Raw genomic sequence first — 12,740 nt, forward strand, 5'->3', positions numbered from 1 at the left:
CGTTAAAACCGGAAACACTTCAGATGACTAAAGTTGTCCTACTGATCTCGCTTGCTGTTCTTTCCGGCTGCGGTGCTGGAAAAGCGGCAATGGACGCAGGCAAAGGATTCGACCGATTCGCTTGCGCTTCGCGCAATTTCAAAGGCGAACCACCTTGCCCGCAACCAGACAATCCAAACCAGACCCCATAACTCAAAAAGAGGCAGCCATGGCCATTCAACCCCAAGACGTCCTCGATTTCTGGTTCTCCGCAAAGATGCAGGAAAACTGGTTCACCAAAAGCGATGAAATCGATGCCGAAATTCGTGAGAAATTTCTGGCTGCCTACGAAGACGCTCGTGCCGATAAGTTCGAAGACTGGAAGCAACAGCCGGAAAGCGCACTGGCACTAACCATTCTGTTCGATCAGTTTCCACGCAATATGTTCCGTGGCTCTCCGCGCTCATTTGAAAGCGATGGCCTTGCTCGCGACGTGGCAGCACAGGCACTTGACCATGATTTCGACCGCAAACTATCCGCTGAACAGCGGCAGTTTTTCTATCTGCCCTTCATGCACAGCGAACATCTTAATGATCAGAAGCGCTGTGTCGATCTGTATGAAAAGCTTGGTGACGAGTTTTCACTCGGCTTTGCCCGCCAGCATCACGACATAGTCGAACGCTTCGGCCGCTTTCCGCATCGCAATGAGGTGCTGGGTCGCGATACCACGCATGAGGAAGCCGAATTTCTCAAGGAACATGCCGGCTTTTAATTTCTATAAAAGCTTGTAAGGCAATATTCCCCGGCGGTCGTGATCCACCGATATGCGACTTTTGAGCGGCGGTACGGCGCGCTGAACACATTCAGCGCGCTCACAGATGCGACAAGAAACGCCGATTGGGTCAAAAGCTGACCGCATGGCGATATCAAGCCCATCAGCATAGACAAAGTCCTGCGCATGCGTGACTTCACAGCCAAGTGCTATGGCATAGCGGCGCTGCGGCGCATTAAAGCCACCTTCGCTTTTGGTCAGTTCGGTCGCAACACAAAGATAGCGTGCACCATCCGGCGTTTCTGCAAGCTGACGAATAATACGTCCCGGCGTTTCAAAAGCCTGATGCACATTCCACAGCGGACAAGCGGCGCCATAACGCGCAAATTGCAGCTTAGCCGCACTATGACGCTTGGTGATGTTTCCTGCCCTGTCAATACGCGCAAAAAACACAGGCACACCGCGTTGGCCTGAGCGCTGCAAGGTGCTCAGCCGATGTGCTACCTGCTCAAGGCTGGCGCCAAAACGTGAGGCCAGCAACTCCAGATCATGCCGCAGCTCTTTCGCAGCGGATAAAAATGTCTGGTAAGGCAACATCAGTGCGCCAGCGAAATAATTGCGCAGCCCGATTTTGCAAATTTCGACAGCTTCCATTGAGCGAAAATCTGCCCGCTTCGCAATTGCAGTGACGATCTCTTCCATTTCGAGTTCCGCAATCTGAAAAGCGATCTGGAAGTTTCTTGTTGAGGCAGGCGAATAAGGATTGAGATAGAGAATACGGGTTTCCGGGTTAAAGCGGCGCAAAATTGCCTCATCCGGATCAGCGCGTGCGACGCGCACCCGATGATGATTTTCCATATATTGCGGCAGCGCGACACCGATATCACGCCCCGGAATATCTAATGTCGCAGCGAGTTTTTCCGCTGCAATATCAATCTCATGTACGTAATTGTCGATAAAATGGAAAAAGTCGCGTACTTCTTCGTATGGTGCCGGCTCTGCAGCCGACGGCGCGCGTCCAAGCTGATGATCAAGGCTCGCGAGCTGTTCACTGTTGCGCCGATAAGCTTGATGGCAAGCAATCAGTGCATGAGCCAACCCGGGAGCATTCTGCGTGATCAGTTTCAGTTCCTGCAAATTCGGCTTGTAATTATCAAAGACAGGGTCAGCCAAAGCTTCCGAAACCGCGGATAACAAACGGTCATCATCACCCAGCGAAATCGCGCCAATATCGATTTGATAATTTTCGGCCAGTGCCAACAAAACCGCTGCCGAAACTGGGCGCTGATTATTCTCAATCTGGTTAAGATAACTCGTTGAAATACCTAGACGTTCAGCAAACCCGGACTGGGTTGTCCGATGCTGTTCGCGTATCTCGCGTATCTTTCTGCCAACGTATAGTTTTCTTGGTGCCATGTTTGCAAATTCGCATTTCGCTATTTGCAAATTTATAAATTACACAGCCACACCTTTTCAAGCTTTCAGAATGCGGCATACTGGCTCTAGGTTCAGACAGCAATTTCATAGCTTTCCAAAGGCATAGCGAATGCAAGAACTTCTCGAACAACTTGAGTCCCGCCGCGCGGAGGCACGCCTTGGCGGCGGGCAAAAGCGTATCGACGCGCAGCATGGCAAAGGCAAGCTCACAGCTCGCGAAAGGCTGGACGTGCTGCTCGACGAAGGATCGTTTGAAGAGTTCGATATGTATGTCACCCATCGCTGCACCGACTTCGGCATGGAAAAGCAAAAAATTGCGGGTGATGGCGTTGTTACCGGGTGGGGAACCATCAATGGCCGGCAGGTCTATGTGTTCAGTCAGGATTTCACCGTTCTTGGCGGTTCGCTGTCCGAAACCCATGCCCAGAAGATCTGCAAGATCATGGATATGGCCATGCAGAACGGTGCGCCGGTGATCGGCCTCAATGATTCGGGCGGCGCACGCATTCAGGAAGGCGTGGCTTCGCTCGCAGGCTATGCCGATGTGTTCAAACGCAATGCTGATGCTTCCGGCGTTATTCCGCAGATTTCCGTCATCATGGGTCCGTGTGCCGGCGGCGCGGTTTATTCTCCAGCCATGACCGACTTCATCTTCATGGTACGCGATAGTTCCTACATGTTCGTGACAGGCCCGGATGTGGTCAAAACCGTCACCAATGAGATTGTTACAGCGGAAGAACTGGGTGGTGCACGCACGCATACACAGAAGTCGTCCGTAGCCGACGGCGCTTATGAAAATGACATCGAAACACTTGAACAGGTGCGCCTTCTGTTCGATTTCCTGCCGCTCAACAATCGTGAAAAATCACCGACCCGCCCTTTCCATGATGATCCTGCACGTCTTGAAATGCGGCTCGATACACTGATCCCCGATAGCGCCAATAAGCCCTACGACATGAAAGAGCTTATCCTCGCGCTTGCGGATGAAGGCGATTTCTTTGAGATTCAGGAAGCTTTTGCCAAAAACATCATCACAGGCTTTATCCGTATGGAAGGTCAGACCATTGGCGTCGTCGCCAATCAACCGATGGTGCTGGCTGGCTGCCTTGATATCGATTCGTCACGTAAAGCAGCGCGTTTCGTACGATTCTGCGATGCTTTCAATATCCCGATCCTGACGCTTGTCGATGTCCCGGGTTTCCTGCCTGGTACAGCGCAGGAATATGGCGGCGTCATCAAGCATGGCGCGAAACTTCTGTTTGCTTACAGCCAGGCCACCGTACCGATGGTCACACTCATCACCCGCAAGGCCTATGGCGGCGCCTATGATGTGATGGCGTCCAAGCATATCGGCGCCGACATGAATTACGCATGGCCGACAGCCGAGATCGCCGTGATGGGTGCCAAGGGTGCGACTGAAATTCTCTATCGCTCGGAACTGGGCGACACTGAGAAAATCGCCGCCCGCACAAAGGAATATGAAGAGCGCTTCGCCAATCCATTTGTCGCTGCCGAACGCGGCTTCATCGATGAAGTGATCATGCCGCATTCATCCCGCCGCCGCATCGCCCGCGCGTTCTCTGCTCTGCGTAACAAGAGCCAGAACACGCCCTGGAAAAAACACGACACAATTCCGCTTTGATAGCGATGGGTGGGAACAAAATGATCAAGAAAATACTCATTGCCAACCGCGGTGAAATCGCCTGCCGGGTTATCAAGACAGCAAAGAAAATGGGTATCGCTACTGTAGCGGTCTACTCCGATGCTGATCGGAATGCGCTGCATGTCAAAATGGCCGACGAGGCCATACATATTGGACCAGCGCCCTCAAATCAGTCCTATATCGTTATCGATAAAATTCTGGCAGCAATTAAAGAAACAGGCGCAGACGCCGTGCATCCAGGCTACGGCTTTCTGTCTGAGAACCCACGCTTCGCTGAAGCGCTGAAGGCCGCGAACGTCACCTTCATTGGCCCGCCAGTGAACGCCATTGAGGCAATGGGCGACAAGATCACCTCTAAAAAACTGGCCGCTGAAGCCGGTGTTTCAACCGTTCCCGGCCATATGGGATTGATCGAGAATGCCGACGAGGCAGTGAAAATAGCGACCTCTGTCGGCTATCCGGTTATGATCAAGGCTTCTGCTGGCGGTGGCGGCAAGGGCATGCGTATCGCATGGAACGACGATGAGGCTCGCGAAGGCTTCCAGCTCTCGCGCAATGAAGCCAAGGCTTCCTTCGGCGATGATCGCATCTTCATTGAAAAATTCGTCACCCAGCCGCGCCATATCGAAATTCAGGTTCTCGGTGATCAACACGGTAACGTCATCTATCTTGGCGAGCGTGAATGCTCCATCCAGCGCCGCAATCAAAAGGTGATAGAGGAAGCGCCATCACCGTTCCTTGACGAAGCCACGCGCCAAGCAATGGGCGAACAGGCTGTCGCGCTTTCCAAGGCGGTTGGCTATTACTCCGCCGGTACTGTGGAATTCATCGTCGATGGCGACCGCAACTTCTATTTCCTCGAGATGAACACGCGCCTGCAGGTCGAGCATCCGGTAACAGAACTCATTACCGGCATTGATCTGGTTGAAGAAATGATCCGCGTCGCATCGGGCGAAAAGCTTCGCCTCACGCAAGCCGATGTGAAGCTCAACGGCTGGGCGATCGAAAGCCGCCTTTATGCCGAAGATCCATATCGCAGCTTTCTGCCCTCCATTGGCAGACTGACGCGCTATCGTCCTCCGATTGAGGGTCACAACAAAAATGGCTGCGTTATTCGCAATGACACGGGCGTCTTCGAGGGTGGCGAAATCTCGATGTATTATGACCCCATGATCGCAAAGCTCTGTACATGGGCACCAGATCGATTGAGCGCAATCGACGCCATGGGCGAAGCACTCGATGCGTTTGAAGTGGAAGGCATCGGCCACAACCTGCCATTCCTGTCAGCTGTCATGGATCATCCACGTTTTCGCGCTGGTGCACTAACCACAGCTTTTATTGCAGAAGAGTATCCTGAAGGGTTTTCTGGCGTCCCCGTGTCAGAGGAAGATGCGCATGTACTGGCTGCAGTCGCAGCCCAGATCAACATGGTGGTCGAGCAGCGCAACGCGCAGATATCCGGTCGCATTTCATCACAGGCCCAGTCCGTCGCAACCGAATGGGTCGTGACACTCAGCGACTTCAGCCTGCCGATCCGGATTGCGGAGGGCGAAGGCGGCACGACTATCAACTTCGCCGATGGTCACAGCCTGCCAGTCGCCAGCGACTGGCATCCAGGCAATCAACTCGGTTCTTTCACTATTGCCGGTCGGTCCGTCAGCGTTAAAGTATCACGTGCGCGCACAGGATGGCGGCTGCGCTGGCGCGGCATTGATATCATCGTTCATGTCCGCAAACCGCGCGTGGCTGAACTGGCGAGGCTCATGCCGGTCAAGCTGCCACCCGATACGTCGAAAATGCTGCTTTGCCCAATGCCGGGTGTCATCACCTCCGTGCTGGTCAAAGATGGCGAGACGGTCGAAGCTGGCCAGCCGCTCGCAACAGTAGAAGCTATGAAGATGGAAAACGTGCTGCGCGCTGAACGGCGTGCTACCGTAAAACGTATCGCTGCAGAGGAAGGCTCAAACCTGGCAGTTGATGAACTCATCATGGAATTCGAGTGACCCTTCGACACGGTGCTTCGCACCAGCTCAGGATGAGCAGCTCGTCCTCTCTTCCTTATCCTGAAGAGCCATCGAAGATGGCATCCCGAGGGAATGAGGAGAGAACAAAGCATACGGGATGGAGAATAAGCCAATGACGCAGAAGACCCGCGCGGATTGGGAGACTTTGGCCGAGAAGGAGCTGAAACGCCCCGCAGACAGCCTCGTCTGGCACACGCCGGAAGGCATTGACGTCAAGCCGCTCTACACTGCAGATGATCTCGATCAGGTCGGTCATCTGGGCACCCTGCCCGGTTTCGAGCCATTTCTGCGTGGTCCCCGCGCCACCATGTATGCAGGCCGTCCGTGGACCATCCGCCAATATGCTGGCTTCTCAACGGCGGAGGCGTCTAACGCTTTTTATCGCAAAGCACTTGCCGCCGGTCAGCAAGGCGTATCAGTGGCATTCGATCTTGCTACTCATCGCGGTTATGACAGCGATCATCCACGCGTTGAAGGCGATGTCGGCAAGGCAGGCGTAGCGATTGACTCCGTTGAAGATATGAAAATCCTCTTCGATGGTATCCCACTTGAAAAAATTTCCGTCTCCATGACCATGAATGGCGCTGTAATCCCCATCCTCGCCAATTTCATTGTGGCAGGCGAAGAACAAGGCGTATCGCGTGATCTGCTTTCCGGCACGATCCAGAACGATATTCTGAAGGAGTTTATGGTCCGCAACACCTATATTTATCCGCCGGAGCCATCCATGCGGATCATTGCGGATATCATCGCTTATACAGCGACAGAAATGCCCAAATTCAATTCGATTTCCATCTCCGGCTATCACATGCAGGAAGCCGGTGCGACGCTGGTACAGGAACTGGCTTTCACGCTTGCCGATGGCCGCGAATATGTACGTGCAGCGCTCAACAAGGGCCTGAACGTCGATGAATTTGCAGGGCGTCTGTCGTTCTTCTTTGCGATCGGCATGAATTTCTTCATGGAAATCGCCAAGCTGCGCGCTGCGCGCCTGCTGTGGTCGCGCATCATGAAAGAGTTCGATCCGAAGAAGCCGGGATCGCTGATGCTGCGCACCCACTGCCAGACATCCGGCGTCTCGCTGCAGGAGCAGGATCCCTACAACAACATAGTTCGCACAGCATTTGAGGCGATGTCGGCAGCTCTTGGCGGTACGCAATCACTGCATACCAATTCTTTCGACGAAGCCATTGCTTTGCCAACAGAATTCTCGGCTCGTATTGCGCGCAACACGCAGCTGATTTTGCAAAATGAAACCGGCGTTACCAAAGTCGTCGATCCGCTCGCAGGCTCTTATTACATTGAAAGCCTGACCAACGAGCTTGCTGAAAAAGCATGGGCGCTGATTGAAGATGTTGAAGGCCTCGGCGGCATGACAAAGGCTGTCGAAAGCGGTTTGCCCAAGCGTTTGATTGAAGAAGCCGCCACCCGCCGGCAGGCAGCGGTCGATAAAGGCGAGGAAGTCATCGTCGGAGTCAACAAATTCCGTCTGGAGCAGGAAGACCCGATCGACATCCTCGACATCGACAATACAGCTGTTCGCCAGTCCCAGATCGTCCGCCTCAATCGGATCAAGGAAACGCGCAACACTGCAACGGTCGCAGCCGCACTCGCAGCTCTGGAAAAGGTCGCGAAAACTGGTGAAGGCAATATTCTGGCGGCGGCCGTAGAAGCATCACGCGCCCGAGCAACCGTCGGCGAAATCTCCGATGCAATGCGTAGCGCATTTGGTGATCATGCAGCAGTGCCAAAGGTTGTCAGTAAGGTCTATGGCGCGGCCTACGAAAATGAACCGGAATATCTGACCCTCGTGGAACGTCTCGAAGAGTTTTCCAGGCATACCGGCGACAAGCCACGCATCATGGTGGCCAAGCTCGGACAGGATGGCCATGATCGCGGCGCAAAGGTCATTGCGTCTGCCTTCGGGGATATTGGTTTCGACGTCCTGGCTGGTCCACTGTTTCAGACCCCCCAAGAAGCAGCAGACATGGCCATCAAGGCCAAAGTACATGTGCTGGGGGTTTCATCTCTGGCCGCCGGTCATAAAACGCTTCTGCCGCAGCTTGTAGACACGCTGCGCAAAAAAGGCGCAGAAAATATCATCGTTGTTTGTGGCGGCGTCGTTCCGCGACAGGATTATCAGTTTCTGTTTGACCACGGCGTATCTGCGGTATTCGGCCCCGGTTCCAATGTGCTGGATTGCGCGCGTGCAGTTCTCGATCTCATGGAAGGCAAACGCCGAAATCTTTAAGTATATTCAAATGGTTAAACAAGAAAAGAGACTCATTTTCTGAACCTCCTGAGAAGCCGGGTGAAGATCCCGGCCTCATCAGAAACACATCACGAGAAGCTCAGAACGCGCACTAAAACCGGGTCAATTCTTCGGTCCTGCAAAGCCAGCAATCGTTGAGCTGGTAACCGATACTGGATCGCTTGCTGGAAATGTGTCTTCCAGACCTTCATCCAGCTGGCGCTCCAGCTCTGTTTTGTCACCCGCCCGGCGTGCACTTGGAACAGTCAGCAAAGTTGCCGGTTCAATACCGCATTCGATGCAGGCAACACTTAAAGCCTCACCGAGCTTGAGCGCCGCTTTGCGTATCACAACATCTCGCGAGAGCTCGTCTCCGGTATCATTCTCCACCTTAACAGTAATCCGATCTTCGCTCTCGGTTATGAATTCGACCATGTAAGTCGCAAAGCCACCAAGCGAGCTGACACGTGTTTCAACAATTTCCATAGTTTAACCTCCGCGTTTCTCCTCCATAAACAACGGTAATCCACGCCGATAGTTCCCCGAAATCGCATCCAGAAAAGTGTGAATCGGTTTTTGGATAACAGCCGCGTTTAAATAAAAATCTGGATGCGCCCCAAAGGAACCTGTCTGTTGCTCAAACGTTTTTGAAGAAATTGTGGGAGGACACGATGTCCCAGTTTTTTACGCAACTAAGCGAGAAAGCCGCAGAACTTGCCGGACACTATGCTGCTTTTATTCTGGCAACATTGTTTGTCTTGGTCTGGGGTGTCAGCGGCCCGTTTTTTAACTTTTCCGACACGTGGCAGCTGGTTGTGAATACCTCAACAACGATTATTACGTTCCTGATGGTCTTTTTAATCCAGAATTCTCAGGATCGCGAAGCGAGCGCCACCCAAGCCAAACTCGACGAAATTCTAAATCATCTTTGCATTCTCAAAAGTGAGACAATCGGTGCCGAGCATCTGCCGCTGGATAAATTGAAAGCAATGGTCAAACATCTGGAAACAGAGGGTCATTATCCCGGAACTCCGAGCGAACCCAAGAAATCAAAATGATCTCTCAATCGCCCTTTTCCACTCGAATGACAGACCTATATGCAATTGAGGGCATTTCCAGAAAAAGTGCGTTGCAGCTCTGCGTCAGGACGGCGCTTAAGAACAATAAAGAGACGTAGCAGCAGTACTCAGCTTTGAATGAATCAGCCCTGGGAGAGATAACCGGAAGGAGATTTTGATGGCCATAACTCGTAAAGAAGAAGCTCGAGCGTTGAACGCAGAAGAAAAAGAGCTGGTAGAAAAATCACATCATCCGCTTCTTCAGGATGTTCCAGACTCAGAACTTTCGCAACTGGCCAAGCTGTTACGCGATCGTCGCAGCAAGGCGCGCGATCAGGCCCACCAGCGCCGCCGTGAGATGCGCGGAAAGGCGGCCGCTCGCGGCGCTGCTGCATCAAAAGCGGATGACGGCTCACATCTGAAAGTATCCGTTCTGGCAATGGCCATGCGCCGCATCAATGCCGAAGTGGATCGCCGACGAAGCATGTCAGCAAGCAATGATCTGATGGCAAATGCGCAGAAAGCTCTGGCAACGAAGAAGGCCAATGAAAAGAAAGATCAGACCTTCAATACTCGTCATGCGCGTCACGGAATGCGGAATATTCCCAATGAAGAGGCCGACAGTCTCATCAGACCTATGGAACGTGGTCGTCTGAAAAAGGCCGCCAGTGTCGCACAGGCAAAACGCGACTCTCGTCAGGAAGCTGCGAGTTAAATTCACTCCGAAACTTATCCTGGAAGATCGATATTCTTCCAGGATAATATTTAAAAACAGTTCACTAAAGAATTTTCTTAAATAATCACTTACAGCATTTCCAACGCCGTTTTGCGCGTTGGCGAAGCGAAGGTTCTATCCAGCAAAGTCAGCTGTTCTTCCGTAAGCTTTATATCAGCAGCGTTGCGATTTTCACGAACATGACTGAGCTTCGATGTTTTCGGAATAGCGATTACATCGCCATTGCGCATAGTCCAGGCAAGTGCTGCCGCCGCTGGAGAAACACCAATTTCATCGGCTACTTCATGCAGCACACTGTTCCCAAGCAACCTGCCCTGTTCGATTGGTGAATAGGCCATCAGCGGGATTTTTTGCCCTGTACACCATGGCATCAAATCAAACTCCGGCCCACGCCGGATCAGATTATAAAGTATCTGATTGGCGGCAACGGACTTACCACCCGCAATAGCTGTCAGCTCTTTCATATCGCTTGTATCGAAATTACTGACGCCCCATGCACCAATCTTGCCCGTCTGCTGCAATTTTTCAAAAGCAGACAAGGTTTCCTCGAGCGGATAACGTCCACGCCAGTGCAAAAGGTAAAGATCGATCTTTTCTGTGCCAAGTCTCGTGAGACTGCGCTCGCACGCTTCAATCGTGCCCTTTAGAGAAGCGTTATAGGGCAGCACTTTACTAACGAGAAAGACACCATCGCGGCGACCGTTTATCGCCTCGCCCACCACTTCTTCTGCACCGCCATCCGCATACATTTCAGCCGTATCGATGAGCGTCATGCCAAGTTCGATACCGCATTGTAGCGCCTCGACCTCCAACCGCCTCTGACGCGCATCCTCGCCCATGTACCAGGTGCCCTGCCCGAGCGCTGGCACGAGCGTGCCCGAAGCCAGTTTCACATGGGGAATTGTTCCAGTCATGGTTCGCCTCGTTCATGGATTGCGAATATGGATCGCGAATATCGCAAAGAACATAGGCTACATTAGAGCGCATCCAAAAAAGTGAGAAACGGTTTTTGGATAGGATGTGCGATAACACAAAGAGACATAGCGCAGATCTCATTCAATCAGATCAAAACGCGCTCTGGGCGAACTGCAATCCAAAGCCCTGCATCAATCGACGAATGGCATAATCCGGCTTCTGCGAGGTGAATACCGCAAGATCGTTGTGGTGATGCAGCTCTTCATCGATCTCACGCGATGACAAGAGAGATACTGTACGCCTTGCTATTGCTTCGGCGGGATCCAGCCAATCAACCGGCCATGGTGCCAGTCTGCGAAACACATTAGCGAGAAATGGATAATGCGTGCAGGCCAGCACGACAATATCCGTGCGTTCTCCATCTTTTTCAACGAAGCAAGGGGCGATCTGCTCGACAACCAGCGCCTCATCGATTTCTTCACCACGAATATGTGCCTCGGCGACGGCAGCAAGCTTGTCAGCTCCAACCAGACGCACATGGCACTGCGTGGCAAAAGACTGAATCAGGTCGCGGGTATAGGCACGCTTGACGGTGCCCGGCGTTGCCAGAACGGAAACTAACCCCGACGATGTGCGCTCAGCAGCAGGCTTGATAGCAGGAACGGTGCCTACAAATGGTACAGCCGGATAAGCGCGGCGCAAATCATCAAGCACCAGCGTCGATGCCGTATTGCAGGCAATGACCGCAATTTCGGGATCATGCTCCGCAATGAACTTCCCAAAAAGCTCGACAATGCGCGCACGCAACGCTTCTTCTTCCCAGTCACCGTAGGGAAAACCGGCATCGTCCGCGATATACACAAACCGCCGGTCAGGCATCAGCACCCGCGCTTCCCGCAAAACCGTCAAGCCGCCAATACCGCTATCAAAGACCAATATGGGCTTCTCATATGTGGCGGACGATGTATCGGAACGGTCAGCTGCGAGCGCCTGTTTCATTCAGCCTTATCCTCGGTTACGGGCTTGCGGGCGCGTCCTTCTGGTGCGCCCGAACCGCGCGGCTTTTTCGGTGTGAAAACGTCAAGCGAAGTGATCACACCGCGCAAAAGCTTCAGCTCGGCCGAGGCAAAGCTGGCGCGGGTCAGCACGGAGCGCAAATTATTGACCATAATTTCCTTGCGTGCCTCAGGGCGGAAATAGCCGCGCACATCAAGAGCCTCTTCCAGATGATTGAAAAGACTCTGCAATTCCTGCTTAGGCGCAGCTTCCATCTCCGGTCCTCTGAAGACCGTATCCGTCTCGCTCACAAGGCCTGATTTCATCCACTCATAAGACATAAGCAGTACGGCTTGAGCGATATTGAGTGAGGCAAATGCGGGATTGACGGGGAACGTGACCAACTCATCAGCAAGACCAACTTCTTCATTGCTCAAACCGAAACGTTCGCGACCAAAAAGAATGCCCGTCTTTTCACCTGCGGTAAAACGACGGCGCAACTCGTTATTCGCCTCCACGGGACTACGTACCTGTTTAAAGCCGTCGCGTTCCCTAGCCGTGGTGGCGTAAACAAAGTTCAGATCAGAAATCGCCGAAGGCAGATCATCATAAACGATCGCGTTATCGATGATATGATCCGCTTTACTGGCTGCAGCCCGCGCTTTTTCGCTCGGAAACTCTTCACGTGGCTGGACCAGCCGCAACTCGGCAAGACCAAAATTTGCCATGGCGCGCGCCACCATGCCGATATTCTCCGGCAATTGCGGGTTAACCAGAATGATCGCCGGTCCTTCGGTAATCATTGGGCGCTGTTTGTCTGTTCCTGCCATGATATTTTCCGCTAAAGCATGGTGCAGCTAAATGTTTTCACTAAGCATCCGCAACCATGCGACAATTATAAGAATTCAG

At 52.8% G+C, this 12,740-nt stretch carries 12 protein-coding genes; 7 read left to right on the top strand and 5 right to left on the bottom strand.

The genetic code is table 11. The annotated features are described in order from the left end of the window. The first annotated feature begins 23 nt into the window (after window positions 1-23). Window positions 24-191, top strand: a complete 168-nt coding sequence (locus tag CEV32_RS23710) for a hypothetical protein (RefSeq protein ID WP_167382795.1) — start codon at window positions 24-26, stop codon at window positions 189-191. 17 nt (window positions 192-208) lie between these two features. Next, on the top strand, window positions 209-751 hold the full coding sequence (locus CEV32_RS12370) for a DUF924 family protein (RefSeq protein WP_094577405.1): 543 nt from the start codon (window positions 209-211) through the stop codon (window positions 749-751). A gap of 3 nt (window positions 752-754) precedes the next feature. Here CEV32_RS12370 and CEV32_RS12375 read toward each other — a convergent pair whose 3' ends face one another. After that, the gene (locus CEV32_RS12375) at window positions 755-2,167 is read right to left on the bottom strand and encodes a helix-turn-helix domain-containing protein (RefSeq protein WP_094577406.1); all 1,413 of its coding nucleotides are present in this window, start codon (window positions 2,165-2,167) and stop codon (window positions 755-757) included. 130 nt (window positions 2,168-2,297) lie between these two features. Here CEV32_RS12375 and CEV32_RS12380 point away from each other — a divergent pair, with 130 nt between their 5' ends. The 3 genes from CEV32_RS12380 (at window position 2,298) to scpA (ending at window position 8,126) form a co-directional block, all read left to right on the top strand. Beyond that, the gene (locus CEV32_RS12380) at window positions 2,298-3,830 is read left to right on the top strand and encodes an acyl-CoA carboxylase subunit beta (protein WP_094577407.1); all 1,533 of its coding nucleotides are present in this window, start codon (window positions 2,298-2,300) and stop codon (window positions 3,828-3,830) included. 20 nt (window positions 3,831-3,850) lie between these two features. After that, window positions 3,851-5,854: an acetyl-CoA carboxylase biotin carboxylase subunit gene (locus tag CEV32_RS12385; protein ID WP_094577493.1), complete on the top strand. Its 2,004-nt coding sequence runs from the start codon at window positions 3,851-3,853 to the stop codon at window positions 5,852-5,854. A 133-nt stretch (window positions 5,855-5,987) separates the two neighbouring features. Beyond that, the gene (gene scpA / locus CEV32_RS12390; RefSeq protein WP_094577408.1) at window positions 5,988-8,126 is read left to right on the top strand and encodes a methylmalonyl-CoA mutase; all 2,139 of its coding nucleotides are present in this window, start codon (window positions 5,988-5,990) and stop codon (window positions 8,124-8,126) included. Between the two features lie 123 nt (window positions 8,127-8,249). On the opposite strand, the gene CEV32_RS12395 is transcribed toward scpA, so the two are convergent. After that, window positions 8,250-8,612 (bottom strand): hypothetical protein, encoded by a 363-nt coding sequence (locus CEV32_RS12395; protein WP_094577409.1) that lies wholly within the window; start codon window positions 8,610-8,612, stop codon window positions 8,250-8,252. A gap of 185 nt (window positions 8,613-8,797) precedes the next feature. Between CEV32_RS12395 and CEV32_RS12400 the strand changes: the two genes are divergently transcribed. Together CEV32_RS12400 and CEV32_RS12405 are read left to right on the top strand one after the other, a co-directional pair. Beyond that, entirely contained in the window at window positions 8,798-9,184 is a 387-nt protein-coding gene (locus CEV32_RS12400) for a low affinity iron permease family protein (protein ID WP_094577410.1), read from the top strand. Between the two features lie 178 nt (window positions 9,185-9,362). Continuing rightward, window positions 9,363-9,899, top strand: coding sequence for a hypothetical protein (locus CEV32_RS12405; protein WP_094577411.1), 537 nt, complete (start codon window positions 9,363-9,365; stop codon window positions 9,897-9,899). An 89-nt stretch (window positions 9,900-9,988) separates the two neighbouring features. On the opposite strand, the gene CEV32_RS12410 is transcribed toward CEV32_RS12405, so the two are convergent. From CEV32_RS12410 to CEV32_RS12420, 3 genes are all read right to left on the bottom strand, one after another. After that, window positions 9,989-10,834 carry an aldo/keto reductase gene (locus CEV32_RS12410; protein ID WP_094577412.1) on the bottom strand — a complete coding sequence of 282 codons (846 nt, stop codon included), beginning with the start codon at window positions 10,832-10,834 and terminating at the stop codon, window positions 9,989-9,991. Between the two features lie 151 nt (window positions 10,835-10,985). Then, window positions 10,986-11,834, bottom strand: coding sequence for a glutamate racemase (murI, locus tag CEV32_RS12415; RefSeq protein WP_094577413.1), 849 nt, complete (start codon window positions 11,832-11,834; stop codon window positions 10,986-10,988). Then, the gene (locus CEV32_RS12420) at window positions 11,831-12,661 is read right to left on the bottom strand and encodes an RNA methyltransferase (RefSeq protein ID WP_094577414.1); all 831 of its coding nucleotides are present in this window, start codon (window positions 12,659-12,661) and stop codon (window positions 11,831-11,833) included. Before CEV32_RS12420 ends, murI begins: the two co-directional genes overlap by 4 nt. Window positions 12,662-12,740 lie beyond the last annotated feature (79 nt).

The organism is Brucella rhizosphaerae, from assembly GCF_002252475.1.
In the GTDB taxonomy this organism is placed as follows: Bacteria; Pseudomonadota; Alphaproteobacteria; order Rhizobiales; family Rhizobiaceae; genus Brucella; species Brucella rhizosphaerae.